Source organism: Mesorhizobium sp. M0500 (assembly GCF_040321165.1).
Taxonomy (GTDB): Bacteria; Pseudomonadota; Alphaproteobacteria; order Rhizobiales; family Rhizobiaceae; genus Mesorhizobium.
The window spans coordinates 298,900-319,831 of the sequence record NZ_JAMYRB010000005.1; the positions used below are offsets into that span (position 1 = coordinate 298,900).

At 62.5% G+C, this 20,932-nt stretch carries 20 protein-coding genes and 1 tRNA gene; 14 read left to right on the forward strand and 7 right to left on the reverse strand.

Features of this window, described 5'->3' with window-relative positions; genetic code table 11:
• Positions 1 to 4: 4 nt before the first annotated feature.
• The 7 genes from iolD (at position 5) to phnN (ending at position 6,573) form a co-directional block, all read left to right on the forward strand.
• Positions 5 to 1,849 carry a 3D-(3,5/4)-trihydroxycyclohexane-1,2-dione acylhydrolase (decyclizing) gene (gene iolD / locus NKI70_RS12860; protein WP_352724647.1) on the forward strand — a complete coding sequence of 615 codons (1,845 nt, stop codon included), beginning with the start codon at positions 5 to 7 and terminating at the stop codon, positions 1,847 to 1,849.
• A 44-nt stretch (positions 1,850 to 1,893) separates the two neighbouring features.
• Positions 1,894 to 2,811, forward strand: a complete 918-nt coding sequence (iolE, locus tag NKI70_RS12865; RefSeq protein ID WP_352697239.1) for a myo-inosose-2 dehydratase — start codon at positions 1,894 to 1,896, stop codon at positions 2,809 to 2,811.
• Between the two features lie 27 nt (positions 2,812 to 2,838).
• Complete coding sequence (locus tag NKI70_RS12870) at positions 2,839 to 3,057, forward strand: hypothetical protein (protein ID WP_023677508.1); 219 nt, start codon at positions 2,839 to 2,841, stop codon at positions 3,055 to 3,057.
• 2 nt (positions 3,058 to 3,059) lie between these two features.
• Positions 3,060 to 3,872, forward strand: a complete 813-nt coding sequence (gene iolB, locus NKI70_RS12875) for a 5-deoxy-glucuronate isomerase (RefSeq protein WP_352568506.1) — start codon at positions 3,060 to 3,062, stop codon at positions 3,870 to 3,872.
• Positions 3,873 to 4,020: 148 nt separating this feature from the next.
• The gene (locus NKI70_RS12880) at positions 4,021 to 4,728 is read left to right on the forward strand and encodes a DUF1045 domain-containing protein (RefSeq protein ID WP_352568507.1); all 708 of its coding nucleotides are present in this window, start codon (positions 4,021 to 4,023) and stop codon (positions 4,726 to 4,728) included.
• Between the two features lie 79 nt (positions 4,729 to 4,807).
• Positions 4,808 to 5,947 carry an alpha-D-ribose 1-methylphosphonate 5-triphosphate diphosphatase gene (locus NKI70_RS12885; RefSeq protein ID WP_352464729.1) on the forward strand — a complete coding sequence of 380 codons (1,140 nt, stop codon included), beginning with the start codon at positions 4,808 to 4,810 and terminating at the stop codon, positions 5,945 to 5,947.
• Positions 5,944 to 6,573 carry a phosphonate metabolism protein/1,5-bisphosphokinase (PRPP-forming) PhnN gene (gene phnN, locus NKI70_RS12890; protein WP_352455997.1) on the forward strand — a complete coding sequence of 210 codons (630 nt, stop codon included), beginning with the start codon at positions 5,944 to 5,946 and terminating at the stop codon, positions 6,571 to 6,573. The genes NKI70_RS12885 and phnN overlap by 4 nt, the downstream gene beginning before the upstream one ends.
• Positions 6,574 to 6,664: 91 nt before the next feature.
• Here phnN and NKI70_RS12895 read toward each other — a convergent pair whose 3' ends face one another.
• The 4 genes from NKI70_RS12895 to NKI70_RS12910 all read right to left on the reverse strand — a co-directional run bounded on the left by NKI70_RS12895 (position 6,665) and on the right by NKI70_RS12910 (position 10,989).
• Complete coding sequence (locus NKI70_RS12895; protein WP_352472336.1) at positions 6,665 to 7,195, reverse strand: DUF2231 domain-containing protein; 531 nt, start codon at positions 7,193 to 7,195, stop codon at positions 6,665 to 6,667.
• A 153-nt stretch (positions 7,196 to 7,348) separates the two neighbouring features.
• A complete protein-coding gene (locus NKI70_RS12900; RefSeq protein WP_352724648.1) occupies positions 7,349 to 8,344 on the reverse strand; it encodes an ABC transporter permease in 996 nt (331 codons plus the stop codon).
• Between the two features lie 23 nt (positions 8,345 to 8,367).
• Positions 8,368 to 9,912, reverse strand: a complete 1,545-nt coding sequence (locus tag NKI70_RS12905) for a sugar ABC transporter ATP-binding protein (protein ID WP_352724649.1) — start codon at positions 9,910 to 9,912, stop codon at positions 8,368 to 8,370.
• Positions 9,913 to 10,026: 114 nt separating this feature from the next.
• Complete coding sequence (locus NKI70_RS12910) at positions 10,027 to 10,989, reverse strand: sugar-binding protein (protein ID WP_352724650.1); 963 nt, start codon at positions 10,987 to 10,989, stop codon at positions 10,027 to 10,029.
• A 606-nt stretch (positions 10,990 to 11,595) separates the two neighbouring features.
• Here NKI70_RS12910 and NKI70_RS12915 point away from each other — a divergent pair.
• Both NKI70_RS12915 and NKI70_RS12920 read left to right on the forward strand, forming a co-directional pair.
• Positions 11,596 to 12,702, forward strand: coding sequence for a LacI family DNA-binding transcriptional regulator (locus NKI70_RS12915; RefSeq protein WP_352724651.1), 1,107 nt, complete (start codon positions 11,596 to 11,598; stop codon positions 12,700 to 12,702).
• A 69-nt stretch (positions 12,703 to 12,771) separates the two neighbouring features.
• A complete protein-coding gene (locus NKI70_RS12920) occupies positions 12,772 to 13,914 on the forward strand; it encodes an alpha-hydroxy acid oxidase (RefSeq protein WP_352724652.1) in 1,143 nt (380 codons plus the stop codon).
• Between the two features lie 46 nt (positions 13,915 to 13,960).
• Here NKI70_RS12920 and NKI70_RS12925 read toward each other — a convergent pair whose 3' ends face one another.
• From NKI70_RS12925 to NKI70_RS12935, 3 genes are all read right to left on the reverse strand, one after another.
• The gene (locus NKI70_RS12925) at positions 13,961 to 14,275 is read right to left on the reverse strand and encodes an antibiotic biosynthesis monooxygenase family protein (RefSeq protein WP_352697242.1); all 315 of its coding nucleotides are present in this window, start codon (positions 14,273 to 14,275) and stop codon (positions 13,961 to 13,963) included.
• A gap of 647 nt (positions 14,276 to 14,922) precedes the next feature.
• Positions 14,923 to 14,999: transfer RNA gene (locus NKI70_RS12930), tRNA-Arg, on the reverse strand.
• Positions 15,000 to 15,324: 325 nt separating this feature from the next.
• A complete protein-coding gene (locus NKI70_RS12935) occupies positions 15,325 to 16,812 on the reverse strand; it encodes an ATP-binding protein (RefSeq protein WP_352568512.1) in 1,488 nt (495 codons plus the stop codon).
• Positions 16,813 to 17,146: 334 nt separating this feature from the next.
• On the opposite strand from NKI70_RS12935, the gene rpmH reads away from it, so the two are divergent.
• The 5 genes from rpmH to yihA all read left to right on the forward strand — a co-directional run bounded on the left by rpmH (position 17,147) and on the right by yihA (position 20,922).
• On the forward strand, positions 17,147 to 17,281 hold the full coding sequence (rpmH, locus tag NKI70_RS12940; protein ID WP_008833937.1) for a 50S ribosomal protein L34: 135 nt from the start codon (positions 17,147 to 17,149) through the stop codon (positions 17,279 to 17,281).
• A gap of 23 nt (positions 17,282 to 17,304) precedes the next feature.
• Complete coding sequence (gene rnpA / locus NKI70_RS12945; protein WP_352539960.1) at positions 17,305 to 17,658, forward strand: ribonuclease P protein component; 354 nt, start codon at positions 17,305 to 17,307, stop codon at positions 17,656 to 17,658.
• Between the two features lie 13 nt (positions 17,659 to 17,671).
• Positions 17,672 to 19,483, forward strand: a complete 1,812-nt coding sequence (yidC, locus tag NKI70_RS12950; protein ID WP_352568513.1) for a membrane protein insertase YidC — start codon at positions 17,672 to 17,674, stop codon at positions 19,481 to 19,483.
• A gap of 144 nt (positions 19,484 to 19,627) precedes the next feature.
• Positions 19,628 to 20,266, forward strand: a complete 639-nt coding sequence (locus NKI70_RS12955; protein WP_023677492.1) for a CatB-related O-acetyltransferase — start codon at positions 19,628 to 19,630, stop codon at positions 20,264 to 20,266.
• Complete coding sequence (yihA, locus tag NKI70_RS12960; RefSeq protein WP_352472343.1) at positions 20,263 to 20,922, forward strand: ribosome biogenesis GTP-binding protein YihA/YsxC; 660 nt, start codon at positions 20,263 to 20,265, stop codon at positions 20,920 to 20,922. Before NKI70_RS12955 ends, yihA begins: the two co-directional genes overlap by 4 nt.
• The last annotated feature ends 10 nt before the right edge of the window (positions 20,923 to 20,932 follow it).

Consider the following 20,932-nt stretch of genomic DNA (forward strand, 5'->3'; position numbering starts at 1 on the left):
CGACATGACCAAGACAATCCGCCTGACGATGGCGCAGGCGCTGACCCGCTTTCTTGCTCGACAGATGACCGAGATGGACGGGAAGAAAGTGCCGATCTTCGGCGGCGTCTGGGCGATCTTCGGCCACGGCAATGTCGCCGGCGTCGGCGAGGCGCTCTACCAGGTTCGCGACGAACTGCCGACCTTTCGTGCCCATAACGAGCAGGCAATGGCGCATGCGGCGATCGCCTACGCCAAGGCCAATTTCCGCCGTCGCTTCATGGCCGCGACCAGTTCGATCGGCCCCGGCGCGCTCAACATGGTGACCGCTGCGGCACTTGCGCATGTAAACAGGTTGCCTGTCCTGTTTCTGCCAGGCGACGTCTTCGCCAATCGCATTCCCGATCCCGTCCTGCAGCAGGCCGAGGATTTTTCCGACGGCACGGCGACGGTCAATGACTGCCTCCGCCCGGTTTCGCGCTATTTCGACCGCATCACCCGGCCGGAGCAGATCATGCCGGCGCTCAACCGCGCCATGCAGGTGCTGACCGATCCCGCCGAATGCGGCCCGGTGACTCTGGCGCTGTGCCAGGACGTGCAGGCCGAGGCCTATGACTACCCCGAGAGTTTCTTTGCCGAGCGACTCTGGACGCCGCGACGGCAGCGCCCGGACCGCAACGAACTGGCGGCCGCAGTCGCGGTACTCAAAGCGGCGAAAAAGCCGCTGGTGATCGCGGGCGGCGGCGTACTCTATTCGCAGGCGTCCGAGGAGTTGGCAAAACTGGTGCAAGGCGCCGGCATTCCAGTTTGTGAGACGCAAGGCGGCAAATCCTCGCTCCCGGACGATCATCCGTTGAACATGGGCGCGGTCGGCGTTACCGGCACTTCGGCGGCCAACAGGCTGGCCGAAGAGGCCGACGTCGTGCTTACCGTCGGCACCAGACTGCAGGATTTCACCACCGGCTCCTGGGCATTGTTCAAGCATGCCGGCAGGACCATCATCGGGCTCAACGTGCAGCCTTTTGACGCCGGAAAGCACCAGGCGCTGCCGCTGGTCGCCGATGCGGCGGAAGGGCTCGCCGAACTCGCTGCGGCGCTGAAAGGCTGGAAAGCCCCTTCAGACTGGACCGACAATGCGATCACGGGCAAGAAGAACTGGCAAGCGGATGCCGACAAGGTGACGGCGTCGACCAATGCCGCCTATCCGTCCGACGCGCAAGTGATCGGCGCAGTACAGCGCGCCATGGGCTCCGGCGTGATACTGCTTCATGCCGCCGGCGGCCTGCCGGGCGAATTGCACAAGCTCTGGCGGGCGGGCGGGCCCGGCTCCTACCATGCAGAATACGGCTTCTCGACAATGGGCTATGAAATCGCCGGCGGGCTTGGCGTCAAGATGGCCAAGTCGGACGAAGAGGTCGTGGTGATGATCGGCGACGGCTCTTACCTGATGCTCAATTCCGAGATCGCGACCTCGGTGATGATCGGCCTCAAGCTGACCATCGTGTTGCTCGACAACCGCGGCTATGGCTGCATCAACCGGTTGCAGATGGCGACCGGCGGCGCCAACTTCAACAATCTGCTGAAGGACGCCCGTCACGAAACCTTGCCCGAGATCGACTTCGCCGCGCATGCTGCGAGCATGGGTGCGATTGCCGAAAAAGTGCCATCGATCGCCGGGCTGGAAACGGCGCTGGCGCAAGCGAAGAAGAACACGCGAACGACCGTGCTGGTCATCGACACCGACCCGCTGGTTTCGACCGAGGCCGGTGGAAGCTGGTGGGATGTCGCAGTGCCGGAAGTCTCGGCACGGCCGCAAGTGAATGCGGCGCGCAAGAAATATGAGGAAGCGCTGAGCGGGCGGGTTCTTTAGCCATCCGCGAACGCGCCTCGAATGTCTGAAACTGGAGTGACGACTTGAAAGCCAAACTGGGCATGTCCCCCATTGCATGGTGGAACGACGATCTTGCCGAACTCAGCGATGATGTGTCGCTGGAGGAGTGCCTGCGCCAGTCGCGCTCGGCTGGCTTCACCGGCATGGAAATGGGCCGCCGCTTTCCCAACGATCCGGAGATCATGCTGCCGATCCTGAAAGAGGCCGACGTGACGCTTTGCGGCGGTTGGTTCTCCGGGACGCTGGTCAATGAGGATATATCGGGGAATAAGGATCGCATCCAGCCGATGATCGACCTGTTCAAGGCGGTGAATGCGCCCTGCATCGTCTATGGTGAAGTCGGCCGCTCCATCCAGGGCGACCGCTCCAAGCCGCTCGCCACCAAGCCGAGGCTTTCGGACGATGAGATGAAAGCCTACGCCCGGCGGCTCACGCAGTTCGGCGAATGGTGTGCAGAGCAAGGCATGCCGCTCTCCTACCATCATCATATGGCGGCAGTAGTTGAGACCGAGCCGGAGCTCGACGCTTTCATGCGCTATTCGGGCGAAGGCATTCCGCTGCTGCTCGACGCCGGTCACCTGGCCTTTGCCGGCGGCGATGTGCTGCGCGCGATAAACAACCACCACCGGCGCATCAACCACGTGCATGTGAAGGACGTACGCATGGAGGTGATCCAAAAGCTGGATCGCAACAAGCAATCGTTCCTCGACGCGGTGGCACTTGGCGCCTTCACCGTGCCGGGAGATGGCTCGCTGGATTTTGGCGCCATCGTCCAGAGGCTCGCCGACCATGGCTATGAAGGCTGGTTCGTGGTCGAGGCCGAGCAGGATCCGAAGAAGAACCCGCCGCTCAAGATGGCGCAGGTCGGCTACAAGGAATTGATGCGGGCTATGACGGCGGCCGGCTATACGGTGGAGACACAGGGCTTTCCCAATGCTTGAGAGTTCGCGAGGAAAGGTGTTGATCCGATGAAAGACTCCGAGCACCCGTTTTTCCGGCCGCTGTGGCGGCGCGTCGCCGTTGTCGCGGTCTGCCTGGTCTGGTCGGTGATCGAATTCGCCACCGGCACGCCGTTCTGGGGCGTGATCGCGCTCGGCTTCGCCGGCTATGCCGTCTGGCAGTTTTTCTACCTCTACAAGCCGGCTGACGAGGACGAGCCATCGGCAGACGCCAAACCGAAGGAATGACCATGTCGAAACTGCTCGTCAAAGCCAATAAGGGCCACGGCCGCATCGCCCATGTGACGCCGCAAAGCGCCGGCTGGACCTATGTCGGCTTCGATCTGCATCGGCTCAGGCCCGGCGAGAGCGCTTCCGGGCAAACCGCGGATCGTGAGGTCTGCCTGGTGTTCGTCACCGGCAAGGGCAAGGCCAAGGCCGGCGGCAAGGATCTCGGCTTGCTCGGCGAACGCATGTCGCCCTTGGACGGCAAACCTTGGTCGGTCTATGTGCCGCAGGGGTCGGAGTGGTCGGTGAGCGCCGATACCGATCTCGAACTTGCCGTCTGCTCGGCGCCAGGACTGGGCGGCGGTCTGCCGGTCCGTGTCATCGGGCCCGACGATCTCGGCCAGGAGGTTCGCGGCAAAGGCACCAACACGCGCTATGTCACCAACATCCTGCCGGAGGGCAAGCCGGCCGATTCCTTGCTGGTGGTTGAGGTCATCACACCCGGCGGCCACACATCGAGCTATCCGCCGCACAAGCACGACCAGGACAATCTGCCGGCTGAATCTTATCTCGAGGAGACCTATTACCACCGTCTCAACCCGCCACAGGGCTTTGCTTTCCAGCGCGTCTACACCGATGCCGACGAGAACGGTGCTCGTTCGCTCGACGAGGCGATGGCGATCGAGGACGGCGACGTCGTGCTGGTCCCCAAGGGTTATCACCCCTGCGCAGCCTGCCACGGCTATGATCTCTATTATCTCAACGTCATGGCCGGACCGAAGCGGACGTGGAAATTCCACAACGCGCCCGAGCACGAATGGCTGATGAAGGCCTAACCATTTCCCCTTCGCCCCAACCGCTGGTCCAAGCGAAAAATCGTCGGCTAACGACCCGGCTGTGTGGTTTTGTTACCGAAAACGCCGCAAAGCTTCGTCAATTCGTCATGGAAATCACCTATGGCAGCGGGGCTGACGAGGACTTTCGATGCGCTACGCGATCTATTTCACCCCCCGACAAGACGAACCGCTGGCACGGATCGCCGCCAACTGGCTCGGCCGCGACCCATTCGGTGCCGCCACAAAGCCGGTCGAGGCTGCGGGCGAGTTGTCGGCGGCAGAAGTTGCCTTCCACACCGCCTCGGCGCGCCGCTATGGCTTTCATGCGACACTGAAGGCGCCCTTCAGACTGGCCTCCAACGAGACGGAAACGTCGCTTCGTGCAGCACTCGACGATTTTGCCGAGGCGACGCCGGTGGTTACGATCCCGCGCCTCGTCGTCAGCCAGATCGACGGCTTCTTCGCGCTGTTGCCGGAAGTACCGCCGCCGGCGCTCAACCGCTTCGCCGACGACGTGGTGCGCGACTTCGACCGCTTCCGCGCGCCGTTGACGGAAGCCGAGATCGAACGGCGCAGCCCCGATTCGCTGAAGCCCGACGAGTTCCGCAATCTGTGCCAGTGGGGCTATCCCTATGTCTTCGAGACGTTTCGCTTCCATATGACGCTGTCCGGCCGGGTGTCGTCACAGGAAAGCCCTCGTCTTCGCCTAGCAATCGACAGCCTGTTTGCGGACGTGCTGCAACGGCCGGTGGCGGTGGACGCGCTGACGCTGTTTGTGGAAACTGAACCGGGTGCGCCGTTCATGGTGCTGTCGCATCACGCGCTCGGGCGCCGCCCGGCCAGAAGAACTGCCTAAATGACTATTTGCTTTAACCGCATGGTGCGAAGCCAATTCATTTTCAATTGGCTGCAAAATGCTGCAAGGACTGCCTGAAATGACTGCCGAGACCGTTCTTGACAATGCCCGTATTGTGCTGGCCGACCAGATCGTCGAAGGGTCGATCGTGCTGCGCGATGGGGTGATCGCCGCCATCGATCCCGGCGCTGGCCGCAGCGGCGAGGACATGGGCGGCGACTTCATCATCCCTGGCCTGGTCGAGCTCCACACCGACCATCTCGAAGGCCATTACGCGCCGCGGCCGAAAGTGCGCTGGAACCCGATCGCAGCTGTGCTCGCGCATGACGCCCAGGTGGCGACCGCCGGCATCACCACCGTGCTCGACGCCTTGCGTGTCGGCATGGACGAGGATGCCGACCTGACGGCCGCCGACATACGCAAGCTGGCCGACGCGATCGAGGACAGCGTGCAGCAGGACCGGCTCAGGGCCGACCATTTCCTCCATCTGCGTTGCGAGGTTTCGGCGCCGGACTGCCTCACGGCCTTCGCCAATTTCGACGGCGACGAGCGGGTCAGGCTGGCGTCGCTGATGGACCATGCGCCCGGACAGCGCCAGTTCGTCAATTTGGAAACCTACGCCTATTACTACCAGCGCAAGCTGAAGCTGACCGATCACGATTTCCAGAAATTCTGCGAAAAGCGGATGGCGGAATCGGCGAGGAATTCGAGCCCGAACCGCAGCTTCATCGCCGCTGCCTGCCAAGAGCGCGGCATCGTGCTCGCCAGCCATGACGACGCAACCGTCGGCCATGTCGACGAAGCGATCGAGCAAGGTGTGCGCGTCGCCGAGTTCCCGACCACTGAGGAGGCGGCGCGGGCTTCAAAAGAGGCAGGGCTCGGCGTATTGATGGGCGCGCCGAACGTCATGCGCGGCGCGTCGCATTCGGGCAATGTCTCGGCCCGCACGCTGGCCGGCGATGGCCTGCTCGATATCCTGTCGTCGGACTACATTCCCTTCAGTCTGATCCAGTCAGCCTTCTTCCTCGGCGACGTGGTCGAGGGCATTTCCTTGCCACAGGCGGTGGCGATGGTCTCGAAGAACCCGGCCGAGGCGGTCGGCCTCAGCGATCGCGGTGTCATCGAGCCCGGCCGGCGCGCCGATCTGGTTCGCGTGCGCGTCGACGACCATGTCCCGGTCGTCCGCACGGTCTGGCGGCAGGGACGCCGAGTCGCATGATGGTGTCGGCATCGGTCGAGCGTGAATTGTCCGCTACGGGATTTCCGATCCGCGACGGTGTCTTCGTCGCCGTCGTCGGGCCGAGCGGTGCCGGCAAGGACACGGTGATCGGCTATGCGCGCGCCGTGTTTGCCGACGAGAGCCGGCTGGAGTTCGTGCGCCGGGTGATCACCCGGCCGAGCGATGCGGCCACCGAGGATCACGATACGCTAGCCGATGCTGCCTTCGTCGAGGCCGAAGCGGATGGCGCCTTCGCCATTTCCTGGGAGGCGCATGGCCTGCGCTACGGCATCCCGGCCGAAGTCGACTGGTCAGTCTCCAACGGCCGTGTCGCGATCGCCAACGTCTCGCGCGCCATCATCCCGGCGCTGCGGGAGCGCTACGCCAATCTGGCTATCGTCGAGATCACGGCTACACCGGAGATCCTGGCCGAGCGGCTGGCATTGCGCGGTCGCGAGTCGCGCGGCGAAGTGCTGGCACGGCTGGCGCGCAGTGCCAATGTGGCGCTGTCCGGACCGGGTGTCACCTCGATCGACAATAGCGGCCCTCGTGAAGCCGCCGGCGAGCGCTTCGCCGAGGTGCTGCGCAAGGCCATGGCCTTCTCCGACATGTCGGGCCTTATCTAAAGTAGCGCCCATCCGATGCATTCGGTATGGGCGCTACTTGTCTAACCGATATCTTTTTGGAAACCGGTATCCACTTTTCGGGATTATGGCCTCATGCGGCGTGCCGGTCCCGACCAGCGTGACGAGTATCCGTGGCAGTGGTTGTCGAAGGCTTCGCTGGCGCATCCGCTGGTGTATCCAGAACTGCAACGTGGTGCCGATACACCATCTCCCAGCCCTTCCAGCCGGTGAACAGCAGTATGCAGACCACTATGAACGACAAGAGCGCACCCCATGGGCGGACCGCGGCTTCGGCGCCTTGCGCATAGCGAAGGTAGAAATTGATCAGTGCCACAACGACCGCGGTCAAGTTGCCCAGCATGTGGTACCAGGCGTCGGACAAGGCGCGAATGCGCGGCTCGTTGAGGAAGTCGATAAAACCGGCTGTCGCAGCGAGAAGGGCCATTACTATGGCTGCCCCGATCAGCCACATCGATGCTCGTGCCCAGAAGGCATCGGCAGTCCCCCAGAAAACCAGGTCGGTGACAAACGCACCGACAAGAAACGCGACAGGAAAAGGTATCAGCATCGGGTGGAGGGGGTGAGTTCCTACTTTGGCGGTACTAACTGGATTCGTGGGCATGGAACGCCTCCGCGCAGCAAAGCTTAAATAAACGCTCAGATACGGGTTTCGTTCCAAATAGAGACCGACCTGAACTGCTGTCGCGAAGCTCCGGCTGACTCTTTCACGCCACCTGCCATGGCAGTCGGCGTATTTCATCCAGCTATTTTTGCGTCACTCAGCGGCAGCACCCGCCACGCCCTTGCGTGTGGCTCCCAGCATCCGCCGCCGCGCCCTGAACACGCCCCATTGCTGGTCGACCAGCACGCCGATGAGGATCACCCCGCCCATGACGGCGAAGTTGAGCGAGGACGGGATGCCGAGCAGGTTGACGAGGTTCTGCAGCTCCTGCAGCAGCACGGTGCCGAGCAGGACGCCGATCAGCGAGCCTTCGCCGCCACGCAGCGAGAAGCCGCCGAGCACCGCGGCCGCGATGGCATAGAGCTCGTAGAACTGGCCGTGGCTCGCCGGCGAGATCGAGCGTGTGTACATGGCGAAATAGATAGCTGACAGCGCCGTCAGCACGCCGCAGATGACATAGGCGGCCATGACGATGCGGCCGGTGCGGATGCCGGAATATTTTGCCGCTTCCTCGTTCTTGCCGATGGCATAGAGATAGCGCCCGAACACCGACCGGTGCAGCACCACCCACATGACGACGGCGATGACGATCAGTGCGATGAAGCTGTTCGGCACGCCCCAGGACCGCCCCGCCGTCAGGAACTCGAGTTCCGGGAAGTTCTGTCCGAAGGCAAAGCCGGCGGTGCCGTCGGCGGTGTAGAAGCGCGCCACGCCGCGATAGATCAACAGGCCGCACAAAGTCACCACGAAAGGCTGCAATTTGAGCCGGGTGATCAGCCAGCCATGCGCCAGCCCGATGATGCCGCCGAGCACCAGGATCAGCGGCAGGGCGACCGGCCAGGCCATGCCGCGCGTGGCGATGAAGTCGATGAACAGCACGCCGAGCAGCGCAACCACCGAGCCGACCGACAATTCGATGCCACCGGTGATGATGACGAAGGCTTGGCCAATCGACAGGATGCCGAACAACCCGATCAGGTTCGAGGTGTTGGCGAGATTGATCGGCAGCAGGAAGCGTGGGTTGATGATCGCCACCACCGCGCCGACCACCAGGATCAGGATCAGCAGGCCGAGATCTTTCTTGCTCATCGTCTTCTCCCAATGCCTGCGAACTACTTCGGCTGCTTGCCGACCGCCAGCAGCAGCACGTTTTCCTGGCTGAACCGGTCCTTGTCGAGAATGCCGGAGATCTGGCCTTCATGCATGACGGCGATACGGTCGGAAACGCCGATCACCTCCTCCATGTCGCTGGAGATCATCAGCACGGCGACGCCGGCATCGGCCAACGCCCGCATCAGCCCGTAGATCTCGGCCTTGGCGCCGATGTCGATGCCGCGGGTCGGCTCGTCGAGGATCATCACCTTCGGCTTCATCGCCAGCCATTTGGCCAGCACGACCTTTTGCTGGTTGCCGCCCGACAGCGTGCCGGTGCGCGTCTGGACGGAGGGCGCCCTGATGCCGAGATTGGTCTTCTGCTTCTCGGCGGTGGCGGCCTCGGCGCTGGCCGAGACCAGCGAGCGCCGCGAATGCGCCGGCAGATTGGGCAGCGAGATGTTCTGGGCAATCGACAGGTCGAGCAGGATGCCGGTCAGCTTGCGATCCTCGGGGACGAGGAAAATACCGTTGGCCACTGCGTCCGCAGCCGAACCTAGAACCAGATCTTTTCCGTCAAGCTGGAACGAGCCGCCAAAGCTCTTGTCGATGCCGAACAGGACGCGCGCCAGCTCCGTCCGGCCGGAGCCGACGAGACCGGCGAGGCCGAGGATCTCGCCATGCCTGACATCGAGGTCGACGGGCCGGTCGGGATAGGCAGCGGTGCGAATGGCCTTGACCGACAGCGCGACAGAGCCCGGCGGGCGCGCCGATTCCGCGGCCTTCTCGCGCTCCTTCAGCATGCGGCCGATCATCAGCTTGACCATCTGGTCGTGATTGATGGCGCTCTTCGGCAAGGTTCCGGCGAGCATGCCGTCCCTGAGCACGACGACGCGGTCGGCGACGCGCTCGACCTCGTGCAGGCGGTGCGAGATGAAAATGACGCTGATGCCGTCTGCCTTCAGCGCCTTGATGACACCGAGCAGCTTGTCGGTTTCGGCGATCGGCAGGCTCGATGTCGGTTCGTCGAGGATGACCAGCCGCGCCTTGATCGACAGCGCCTTGGCGATCTCGACCATTTGCTGCTGGGCCAGCGACAGCGCCGACACCGGCGTATCGGCCGAGAAATTGGCGCCCACGCGTTTGAGCAGCGGCGCCGCCAGCGCTCGCAGCCTGGCGCGGTCGACCAGCCTGAACGGGCCGGCGCGCAGCGGTTCGCGGCCGAAGAAGATATTGGCGGCGACGTCGAGGTTCTCGAACAGGTTGAGTTCCTGGTGGACGAAGGCGATGCCCGAACCGATGCTGGCCTCGACGGTCAGACTGTCATGGGCGACGCCATCGACGGTGATGGTGCCGGTGTCCGGCCGGGTCACGCCGCCGAGGATCTTCATCAGCGTCGATTTGCCGGCGCCGTTTTCGCCGACCAGGCCGATGACCTCGCCGGGCCTGACCTCGATCGAGAACCCGTCCAGCGCGACAACGCCGGGATAGGTCTTGCGCACGCCGTCGAGGCTCAGGAACGGAGCGGCCGTGGATGCAACGATGGATGGATCGGAATAATTCATCACGCCTGACAGCAGCCGGTGAGCCGTTTTGGCCTCAGACTGACGGGCCTTGCGAGGCGCGTCAATAGAATCGCCGGCTCAGGGCGAACCCTTGCGCCGGCGCAACTTATTCGCTCAGTTTCCCGACATCGCCTTGAGGTTGGCGGCGTAGGCGTCGACATCGTCCTTGCCGATGATCTTGGTCGGCACGATGATCAGGCCATCGGCGGGAACGCCCGACTTGTCGCCCTCGAGATAGGCGGCCATCAGCTTCATGCCCTGATAGGCCCATTCGAAAGGCTGCTGTACGACGGTGGCGGCGACGGTGCCTTCCTTGACGCCGCCCAGCGTGATCGGATCGTCGTCGAAGCCGACGACGGTGATCTGGCCGAGCTTGCCGGCATCGCGCAGCGCTTCATAGATGCGCGGCGTGTTGTAGGAGTAGAAGCCGACCATGCAGGTGACGTCGGGGCTGGCGACCAGCGCGTCCTCGACGTTCTTCTTGGCGCGGGCCTGGTCGATGTCGTCGCCACGCACGTCGACCAATTCGATCTTGGTGCCGGCGAGGCCGTCCTTCATGCCCTGGATGCGTTCCTTGGCATTGTCGGCGCCGAGCAGGCCAACGAAGCCGAGGCACTTGCCGCCGTCGGGCATTGCCTTCTTGGCGATCTCTGCCGCCTGCTTGCCGGCATCGACATTGGAAGAGCCGATATAGGCGACACGCTTGGTCTGCGGTGCGTCGCTGTCAGTGGTGAACAACGCCGTTTCCGAGGCGATCTTGTTCAGCCCGTCGGTCGACGTCTTGGGATCGACGGCCGAGACCATGATCGCCTTCACACCGGCCGTCACCAGATCGTCCATCAGGCGCTGCTGGATGGCGACCGAGGACTGCTCCGGATATTTGAGTTCGAGATTGTAATTGGGCAGTTCGCCTTGAGCCTTCTTGACGCCGGCTTCGGCAGCCTTCCAGAAATCGGAAGCGCCGTTGACGACGAAGGCCAGTGTCGGCTTGTCGTCGGCCCGCGCAATTGCCGTGACGGACAGGCCGAGCAGCAGGGCCGCGGCGGCGACGGACGTATTTCGTATCACAGATTTCATGTTCAACCTCCCATTTGAATCAGTCGTGTCGCTGATGTGAATTTGCGGATTGCGGCTTGGACGCCCCTCCTCCTCAAGGGTTCCGGCAGCGAAAGAACGGCGCCAATCCAGCCACGATGCAAACTCTAGACACTCGTTTGCGGTTAGTAAATAGTCCGATTTGTCTGACATTTTCGTGATTGCGCGACGCATTTACGCCGGCCCGAGAGCCGCCAGACATCGCGTCGCACGCTCGATTTGCCGCGCCCAGCATGATCCATGCCGGGCATGACAAATTGACTTTAGAACGTTGCGAGTTATTAGTAAACAGTATTAGTTTCTTGGTTGGAACGTCGCTTGCCATGAGCGGCAAGGCCTTGGCCGCCGCGTGGAGCAGAGAGACGCCAGGGGATCGAGCGGACCGTCGATGGCTTGCGCAGCGGCAGAAATCCGCGAGAAATCAAGCTTTGTGGCGAGATTGTCGTTTGCGCCGCCGTATGGCGGGCGATGGGATTCGATTGATAATAATGATAAATTTGATTTCCGTTTATAAACGCGGCATGTCGGACCGGCTTGCCGCCCGCGACGCGATCCGGTTAGACGGGCCGGGGTGGGAAACATGAAACCATGAGCGAACCGACGGATCTCAGCGATCCCGATGTCTCCAGGCGGCGCAAGCCGTCGGGGAAAAACCCCAAGGGCCGCGTTACCATGACCGACATCGCCAGGGCGGCAGGCTGTTCGCAGGCGACGGTTTCGTTCGTGCTCAACAACACGCCGGGCATCAGGCTGTCGCAGCAAACCCGAGAGCGGGTGATCGAGACGGCGCGAACGCTGGGCTATTCGCCGCCCGTGTTTTCTGCCTTGCGAGCCCCGGTTGCAGCATTCGACGGGCTGGATGGCGTGATCGGCTTCGCCGTCGACCAGTTGGCGACCAGCCCGGAGGCGGTCGTCGCCATTGAAGGGGCGCGGCAAGCCTCGTGGAACGCCGGCAATGTAGTGTTGGTGGCGCAGACCATGGGCGACGAGGTGATGGAGCCCCGGGCCATCGCGGCACTGACCAAGCGGGGCATTTCGGCACTGATCTACATGACCATTTTCACCCGCGAGATCGTCGCGCCGGACTATCTCTACGGCCTCGACATTCCGGTCATCCTGCTCAACTGCTACACCGCCGACTATGCCTTCCCCGCCGTGGTGCCGAGCGAGATCGCCGGCGGCCAGAGCTCCACCCGCCACTTGATCGGCCATGGCCACCGGCGCATCGCCACCATCACCGGCGAGCCCTGGATGCAAGCGGCGCAGGACCGGCTGAAGGGCTACCGCCGGGCGCTGGCGACGGCCGACATTCCGTTCGACCCGGCGCTGGTCGTCGAAGGCGACTGGTCGGCGAGCGCCGGCTATGCCGCGACCGTCAAGCTCTTGGCGCTGAAGGACCGGCCGACCGCGATCTTCTGCCAGAACGACCGCACCGCGATCGGCTGCTACGAGGCGCTGAAGGAGGCCGGCCTGCACATCCCCCGGGATATTTCGGTGATCGGTTATGACGACGAGGAGATCGCGCGGCATCTGTTCCCGCCGCTGACGACGTCGATCCTGCCGCATATGGCGATGGGACAATGGGCGATCGAGCAGCTCGAAGTCCCCGCTGCTCCCGGTCGTGGCCGCTATCCCATCACCAAGCTCGAATGCCCGCTGGTGGAGCGGGAGTCGGTTGGCGCTCTGGCGGGCTGAGGCGAGAGCGCCGGCGATCGACAATGGCACAGGCTTGACATCGGGCCCGGCATATACCCGATTGATTTCATGAGATTGCAAAGCTGCTACAATTTTCAGGACTTCCGCCGGCTGGCAAAACAGCGCCTGCCAGGTCCGATCTTCAATTATATCGATGGCGGCGCGGACGACGAGACGACGCTGCGGCGCAACACGGCGGCGTTCGAGGACTGCGATCTCGTCCCCAACGTCCTTGCCGGCGTCGGACAGGTCGACATGTCGGTCACCGTCATGGGCCAGAAGCTGGCGATGCCGGTCTATTGTTCGCCGACGGCTCTCCAGCGACTGTTTCACCATAGCGGCGAGCGCGCCGTCGCCGCGGCGGCGGAGAAGTTCGGCACGATGTTCGGCGTCTCGTCGCTCGGCACGGTCAGCCTGGAGGAAGTCCGCAAGCACAGGACGCCGCAGGTCTATCAGTTCTATTTCCACAGGGATCGCGGCCTGAACCGCGCCATGATGGAGCGCGCCAAGACGTCCGGCGTCGACGTGATGATGCTGACGGTCGACAGCGTCACCGGCGGAAACCGCGAGCGTGACCTGCGGACCGGCTTTTCCATCCCCTTTCGGCTTACGCTCGGCGGCATGATGCAGTTCGCGATCAAGCCGAGATGGGCTATCGACTATTTGACGCACGAAAAGTTCAGCCTGCCGCAGTTGGACGGCCATATCGATCTCGGCGGCGGCGCGCTTTCCATCAGCCGCTATTTCACCGAGATCCTCGAGCCGTCGCTGGATTGGAAGGACGTCGAAGACATGGTCCGCTTCTGGAACGGCCAGTTTTGCCTGAAGGGGATCATGAGCGTCGCCGATGCCAGAAAGGCGGTCGACATCGGCTGCACCGGTATCGTTCTGTCAAATCATGGCGGCAGACAGCTGGACGGCTCGCGCAGCCCCTTCGACCAACTGTCGGAGATTGCCGACGCGGTGGGCGACAAGATAGACGTGATCATCGACAGCGGCGTCCAGCGCGGCACGCATGTGCTGAAGGCCCTGTCGTTGGGCGCCAAGGCCGTCGGCGTCGGGCGCTACTATCTCTTCCCGCTGGCAGCCGCCGGACAGGCCGGCGTCGAACGGGCGCTCGGCCTGATGCGAACCGAGATCGAACGCGACATGCGGCTGATGGGATGCAGGTCGGTGGCAGAGCTTTCCAGGGGGAATGTGCGGTTTAGGTAATAGAGCCGGGAAGTGGCGCACGGCATAAGCTTTTCGAAGTGCGAAACTATACCGACCTGCCGCTGCTCCTGCCGTCCGTTTCGAAGACAGCCTCGCCGGAAACAGCATCCGTATATCCGCCCTCAAGCTGCTGCAACGTATGGCGGAACCGATCAAGATTGCCCAGCATTTTGTGCCTGGCATCGACCATGTGCTGAAAAGTGTCCCACTCTCCAATCGAGAAGAAGGCGCCATCTCCCGATTTGATGAGAGCCATTTTTCGCAATCCCTCGAAATTGCGCGGAGCGCTGCTGAACAGTTCGACGAATTCGTCTTCACTACCCGGCTTGACCCAGAAGCGGACGCTGTTGAATGCCGTCATGTACGTTCCCCCGTGAAAGAACTGAAAACCTCGAATATGCGAGGCCCTAACGCACCTCGAACCCTTCGAACAGGTGTACAGGAAAATCGGAAGGTTGGCTTCAGTCACCTCTGGCCGAAAGCCCCGTTTCTGGCGCTATTTTGCCAGGAAGAGGACGACGCTCGATCTCAATCGGTACGCCCTTCCGACCGGCAATGAAACGCGCTGTTAACGCCGTTCGCGGGTGACAGGATGTTGGCCGCAGTTCGAAGGTATAATCTGCGTCTCGCTGTCAGTTGCGGAGGCGAAAATGAATTTGCTTCGGATTGCGCTCTTGTGCACGGCCATGATCGACGTTGGAATGCCGGCCGTTCGCGCTGAGGATCGGCCTGTGCCGCAGAACAATAAAGCCGCAACAACGCAGCCGCCCGTTCATTGTGAAGGCCAAAATTGTCTCCCGCCGGCGAAAGATCCCGTGCAGGAATGCACTGGCCAGGATTGCACGCCAGGCCCGCCGACTGAACCGGGCCCGGAGATTAAGCAGGCCGACTGAGCAGCATTAGCTGACGATCCCCTTTTTGGCATGGATGGCGCTCAGCCCTCGCGACTTTCCGGCCACCGGTGGTAGATTCTGTTACTTATGTTCCCGGGGGTAGGCATGAGTTTATTGGCGCGCCCGAAGAGATTCGAACTCCTGACCCCCAGATTCGTAGTCTGGTGCTCTATCCAGCTGAGCTACGGGCGCGCAACAGGCCATGCTTTGCATAGCCCCGCGATCCGATCCTGGCGACCGGCCGCGAATGTGAGCTGTTCCCTAGCGACTGAATTTGCGAAAAGCAAGCCGATCCTGGCCAAAAGTTTTGCCGTCATGTTTTGCCGTCATGCGCCGGCCGGCGAAGGCAAGATCGCGTCACGCGGCGGCCGAGCCGATAGGTCGTCGTCTTGGATCAGTCATTTGCCAATCGGAACGGCCCGTAACGAAAGACGCCGTTGCACGGCGGCCGAGCCGATGGCTCGTAGCCTCGGACCAACCATTTGCGAATTGAAACGGTCCGTAACGAAACGGTTCGTTACGCCGGGCGGCGCAGTCCGTTGCGGGCCTGGTCGAGCCGGACCGGCTGGTCGGGAATGGTGACCGCGAATGTGGTGCGGCCGCCGATGCTTTCGACCAGCTCCACCGTGCCGCCATGGGCGCGGATCAATTCATGGGCGATCGCCAGGCCAAGGCCGGTGCCGCCGCTGCGGGCCGAGCCGCGGAATGCCGCGAACAGGTTTTCTCGCGCCTTTGGCGGCAGGCCGGGGCCGGTGTCGGTGACGACGATGCGGCTGACGCTGCCGATGCGCTCGGCCGATATGGTCAGGCGGCGCACCACGGCGCTCTCGGTGTCGGCCGCCATCGCCTGCACGGCGTTGCGGCTAAGATTGGTGAGCACGCGGAACAGCTGGTCGGAATCGGCGTCGACCTCGAGCACCGGATCGACGGCGTTGACGAATTCGATGCCGCATTCGATGTCGAGCAGGCCCTGGACGTCCTCGACCAGCTGGCGCAGCCGCAGCCTGCGGCGCGACGGCGGCGGCTCCTGGGTGCGGCCATAGGCCAGCACGCCCTCCGAGTAGGACACCGCACGGTCGAGCGCGCGCAGCAGTTTTGGTGCGAAGGCCTGCACGGTCGGGTCCTTGACCTGGCGCAGGCGGTCCGACATCAGTTGCGCCGAGGCGAGGATGTTGCGCATGTCGTGGTTGATCTTCGACACGGCCAGGCCGAGATCGGCCAGGTGCTTCTGCTCGGTCAGCATCTTCTGCAGCCGCTCCTGCATCTGCGACAGCTCGCGTTCGGCGACGCCGATCTCGTCGGCCCGGGCGGCGGGGTGAATGATGCGACCGGGATCGTCGGGCGCCTCGGAAAAGGACAGCATCGAGCGTGTCATCGTCCTGATCGGGCCGATCATGATCAGGTCTATCGCGGCGTAGACCAGCATGGCGGTGAACAGCGAGATCAGCAGCGAGACGAAGGCGACGTTGCGCGAATAGATCAGCATGGCATTGCGCAGGCGGTGGTCGGGCATGATCAGCTCGAATTCTTTGTCGCTGTCGCCGACCGGCCCGAAAACGCGCAGCATCCGCTTGCCGCCGAAAAACAGCGTGTCCAGCGCGCCGGTCATACCCTTGATCATGCCGACATTGGCGATATCGATATGCTCGTCGACCTGCGGCGGCATTTCGGCCACGACCAGAAGCCGCGAGACGCCGCCGTCGCGCACGGCGATCGCCTTGGCGCCGATCGCCATCAGTACGTCGTTCTGGGCGGCACGCGACAGCGAGGCAGGTTCGCCCTGCACCAGGACGATGGAAACCGCGGCGGCGGTGCTCAGCCTCTCCTTCAGCCAACTCAGCCTGTAGCTGGCGATCCAGGGCACGAAGATGAGGATTTCGGCCAAGAGCACGAAGACGATGGTGAGCAGCAGCAACTTGGTCGACAGGCCGCGCGCCAGCGGCACCCTGCGGGTGGCCGCCTTCGCCTGGGCGATGCGTTCGTCGGTTGCTGGGACTTCACTCATGCTCGTCGTCACGGCTGCCTGTCATCACGGCTGCTTGTCTTAGGGACTGCTCGTCTTCACGATCGCTTGATCGGGTGAGATTAGGCGATTGCGGCTTTTTTGCCAAATTCATCCTTGGCCGAAGCCGGACAAAGGGCCGCAAGACTTCGATGCCGGTCCGACAATGCCGGCCCGACACGCTGGATTGACTTCCAAAACCCTTCTTTCTATAAGCCCGCTCACGCTCGGGCCATTCGTCCCGGCGCGGTTTCGATCGCGCCAAAACCGGCCCGGCAAAGCTCCTGTTACAAAGTGACAGAATCAAGAAGGGCCGCACCCCGCGGTATTTAAACAAATGAAGCGTACTTACCAGCCGTCCAAACTCGTCCGCAAACGCAGGCACGGTTTCCGTGCCCGCATGGCCACCAAGGGTGGCCGCGGCGTCGTCGCAGCCCGCCGCAACCGCGGCCGCAAGCGTCTCAGCGCCTGAGCACCAAGCGAGAGACAAGATCGTTGCCCGCAACCGGCAAGCCAACGGGTGCCCATCCCAAGCGGCTTCTGAAGCGCGCGGAATTCCTGGCTGTCCGCCGCGGCGAAAAGCGCCGCGGGCGGCTTTTCCTCGTCGAGGTCCTGGGCCGCGGCGACAGCGAGGCGCCGCGCGTCGGCTACACCGTCACCAGGAAGGTCGGCAACGCCGTCGTTCGCAACCGCATCCGGCGGCGGCTGAGAGAGGCCGTGCGCACGCATGCCGCGGATGACATGGCGCCCGGCAATGATTATGTCATCGTCGGGCGCGAAGACGTGCTTACCACTCCGTTCGGCCAGTTGAAGGCCGAACTCTCCCGCAGATTGCGTGGAACACGATAGGCCAAGGGCTTCGATGGAAAACAACCGCAACTTCTTCATCACCATCGCACTGTCGGTGCTGATCCTGGCGCTTTGGCAATATTTCTATGTGATGCCGCGCAGCGAGATGCAGCGCGAAGCCGCCCGCATCGAAGAGCAGCGCGTGGCGGAGCAGAAGAAGGCTGCCCAAGGCACCAGCCCGGGCGCCAGCGAAACACCGGTGCAGCCGGGCGCCATTCCGAGCGCGCCTGGCGGCGACGCCGTGACGCCGGCCAGCCGCGACCAGGCGATTGCCTCGACCAGCCGCGTCAAGATCGACACGCCGAGCCTCGAAGGCTCGATCAACCTCACCGGCGCGCGTCTCGATGATCTCAAGCTCAAGCACTACACGGAGACGGTCGACAAAAACTCACCCAAGATCGCGCTGCTCAATCCTGAGTCGCTGCCGAACGGATATTTCGCCGAGATCGGCTTTGTTGGCGAAGACAAGGTGGGAACGCTGCCGGGACCCAAGACCGTTTGGAACGTCGACGGCAATCCGACGCTAACGCCGGCTACACCAGTGACGCTCACCTTCACCAACGACAAGGGCCTGACTTTCAAACGCTCATTCTCGGTCGACAACGACTACATGTTCACCGTTTCCGACACCGTGCAGAATTCCGGTAGCAGCCCTGTCTCGCTGTTCAATTACGGCCGCATCACCCGCTTCGACAAGCCGGCGGTCGCCAGCATCTATGTGTTGCACGAAGGCCTGATCGGCGTCACCGGCAGCGAAGGCCTGCAGGAACACAAATACGCCGATCTCGAGAAAAACAAGCAGTACACACCGAGCAAGTCCAAGGACGGTTGGCTGGGCATCACCGACAAATACTGGGCGGCGACGCTGGTGCCGACAGAGGCGCAGGAGTTTCAGCCAAACTTCGCTTATTACGAGGACGGCCGTCATCGCTATCAAGCCGACTTCCGCACGGACGCGATTGCGCTGCAGCCCGGCGAATCCAAGACCATTGAATCGGAGATCTTTGCCGGCGCAAAGGAAGTCAACAAGATCAATGCTTACGAGAAAGATCGCAAGATAAGGCTTTTCGAAAAGCTGATCGATTGGGGCTGGTTCTGGTTCATAACTCAGCCGATGTTCTCGCTGATCGACACGCTTTACAAATTCTTCGGCAATTTCGGTCTGGCGATCCTCGCCACCACCGTCATTGTCAAGGCGCTGTTCTTCCCGCTCGCCAACAAGTCCTATGCGTCGATGGCGAACATGAAGAAGGTGCAGCCCAAGATGCTCGAGATCCGCGAGAAATACGCGGACGACAAGATGAAGCAGCAGCAGGCGATGATGGAGCTGTACAAGACCGAAAAGATCAATCCGCTCGCCGGCTGCTGGCCGGTGGCATTGCAGATCCCGGTGTTCTTCTCGCTCTACAAGGTGCTCTACATCACCATCGAGATGCGGCACGCGCCGTTCTTCGGCTGGATCCAGGATCTGGCGGCGCCGGACCCGACGTCGATCTTCAACCTGTTCGGACTGATCCCCGTTACCTTGCCGCACATGCTGATGATCGGCGTCTGGCCGCTGATCATGGGTGTGACGATGTTCCTGCAGATGCGCATGAACCCGACGCCGCCGGACCCGACGCAGGCTGCGATCTTCACCTGGATGCCCGTGATCTTCACCTTCATGATGGCGGGTTTTCCGGCCGGCCTGGTCATCTACTGGGCCTGGAACAACACACTGTCGATCCTGCAGCAGGGTGTGATCATGAAGCGGCAAGGCGCCAAGATCGAATTGTGGGACAATCTGGTCGCGCTGTTCCGCAAGAAACCGTCGCCGGCGGAATAGCCGGCACTCCGACTATGCGAGACCAAAAAGCCCCGGTTCGTCCGGGGCTTTTTGCACAAGCTGCCCGCCTGGATTAAGCGATTGGTACTGCCGGACGGATCGCGCTATTTTGACCTGGCTGGCAGTTGCTCGACGGAGCTCGATATGACCGGACCCAATCCATCGATCAAGCATCCGATCCCGTTGCACACGCGCGTCGGCTTTCTGAAACCGCTGGTGACGGCGCCGAATATCGAGATTGGCGACTTTACCTATTATGACGACCCTGACGGACCCGACAAATTCGCCGAAAAATGCGTGCTGCATCATTATCCGTTCATCGGCGACAGGCTGATCATCGGCAAGTTCTGCGCCATTGCCGAGGGTGCGCGCTTCATCATGAACGGCGCCAATCACGCCATGTCCGGCTTTTCGACCTATCCGTTCAACATCTTCGGCCATGGCTGGGAAGAAGGTTTCGACCCGGCGACATGGTCGAAGGAGGTGCGCGGCGATACAATCGTCGGCAACGACGTCTGGATCGGCATGGAAGCGGTTATGCTGCCCGGCGTGAAGATCGGCGACGGCGCCATCGTCGCGGCAAAGTCGGTGGTGACGCACGATGTGCCGGCCTATGCGATCGTCGCTGGTAATCCGGCCAAGGTGGTGAAGATGCGCTTCGACGACAGGACCATCCGGCGGCTGCTGGCGCTGGCGTGGTGGCACTGGCCGGTGGAAAAGATCAGCCGCAATCTCGATGCCATTCGTGGCAGCAACATTTTTCTTCTGGAGGCAGCGGTTTGAACGCGTTGAACAAGACCACGATCGGCATCGAATTGTTCACGCGAGCCTGGATCTTCATCCGCGGCGTGCCGGCGATGAAATTCCTGCCGCCGGAGGGTCCACCCGAGATCGCCTTTGCCGGCCGCTCCAATGTCGGCAAATCGTCGCTGATCAACGCGCTGGTCAACCAAAAGGGGCTGGCGCGCACCTCCAACACGCCGGGCCGTACCCAAGAGCTCAACTATTTCGTGCCTGGCGGATTTTCGGGAGAAGGCGCCGATCTGCCGCCGATGGCGCTGGTCGACATGCCAGGCTATGGCTACGCCACGGCACCGAAGGAAAAGGTCGACGAGTGGACGAAGCTCGTCTTCGACTATCTCAAGGGCCGGGTGACGCTGAAGCGCGTCTACGTGCTGATCGATGCCCGCCATGGCATCAAGGCCAAGGACGACGAGGTGCTGTCGCTGCTCGACAAGGCGGCGGTGTCGTATCAGATCGTGCTGACCAAGACCGACAAGATCAAGGCGGCGGGGGTACCGCGACTGGTCGAGGAAACGCTCCAGAAGATCAAGAAACGCCCGGCGGCATTTCCCTTCGTGCTCGCCACGTCGTCGGAAAAGAGCGAGGGCCTCGAGGAATTGCGTGCGGCGATCGTGCTCGCCGCCAATGGCGGATAGGCCACCGACC

Coding starts and splice junctions, on each gene's coding strand:
- NKI70_RS12955 (WP_023677492.1), top strand. CDS start 19,628: ATGACCGGACCCAATCCATCGATCAAGCATCCGATCCCGTTGCACACG.
- yidC (WP_352568513.1), top strand. CDS start 17,672: ATGGAAAACAACCGCAACTTCTTCATCACCATCGCACTGTCGGTGCTG.
- iolD (WP_352724647.1), top strand. CDS start 5: ATGACCAAGACAATCCGCCTGACGATGGCGCAGGCGCTGACCCGCTTT.
- NKI70_RS12935 (WP_352568512.1), bottom strand. CDS start 16,812: ATGAGTGAAGTCCCAGCAACCGACGAACGCATCGCCCAGGCGAAGGCG.
- rpmH (WP_008833937.1), top strand. CDS start 17,147: ATGAAGCGTACTTACCAGCCGTCCAAACTCGTCCGCAAACGCAGGCAC.
- NKI70_RS12880 (WP_352568507.1), top strand. CDS start 4,021: ATGCGCTACGCGATCTATTTCACCCCCCGACAAGACGAACCGCTGGCA.
- NKI70_RS12870 (WP_023677508.1), top strand. CDS start 2,839: ATGAAAGACTCCGAGCACCCGTTTTTCCGGCCGCTGTGGCGGCGCGTC.
- NKI70_RS12895 (WP_352472336.1), bottom strand. CDS start 7,195: ATGCCCACGAATCCAGTTAGTACCGCCAAAGTAGGAACTCACCCCCTC.
- phnN (WP_352455997.1), top strand. CDS start 5,944: ATGATGGTGTCGGCATCGGTCGAGCGTGAATTGTCCGCTACGGGATTT.
- NKI70_RS12925 (WP_352697242.1), bottom strand. CDS start 14,275: ATGACGGCATTCAACAGCGTCCGCTTCTGGGTCAAGCCGGGTAGTGAA.
- NKI70_RS12920 (WP_352724652.1), top strand. CDS start 12,772: ATGAGATTGCAAAGCTGCTACAATTTTCAGGACTTCCGCCGGCTGGCA.
- NKI70_RS12885 (WP_352464729.1), top strand. CDS start 4,808: ATGACTGCCGAGACCGTTCTTGACAATGCCCGTATTGTGCTGGCCGAC.
- NKI70_RS12900 (WP_352724648.1), bottom strand. CDS start 8,344: ATGAGCAAGAAAGATCTCGGCCTGCTGATCCTGATCCTGGTGGTCGGC.
- iolB (WP_352568506.1), top strand. CDS start 3,060: ATGTCGAAACTGCTCGTCAAAGCCAATAAGGGCCACGGCCGCATCGCC.
- NKI70_RS12905 (WP_352724649.1), bottom strand. CDS start 9,912: ATGAATTATTCCGATCCATCCATCGTTGCATCCACGGCCGCTCCGTTC.
- NKI70_RS12915 (WP_352724651.1), top strand. CDS start 11,596: ATGAGCGAACCGACGGATCTCAGCGATCCCGATGTCTCCAGGCGGCGC.
- NKI70_RS12910 (WP_352724650.1), bottom strand. CDS start 10,989: ATGAAATCTGTGATACGAAATACGTCCGTCGCCGCCGCGGCCCTGCTG.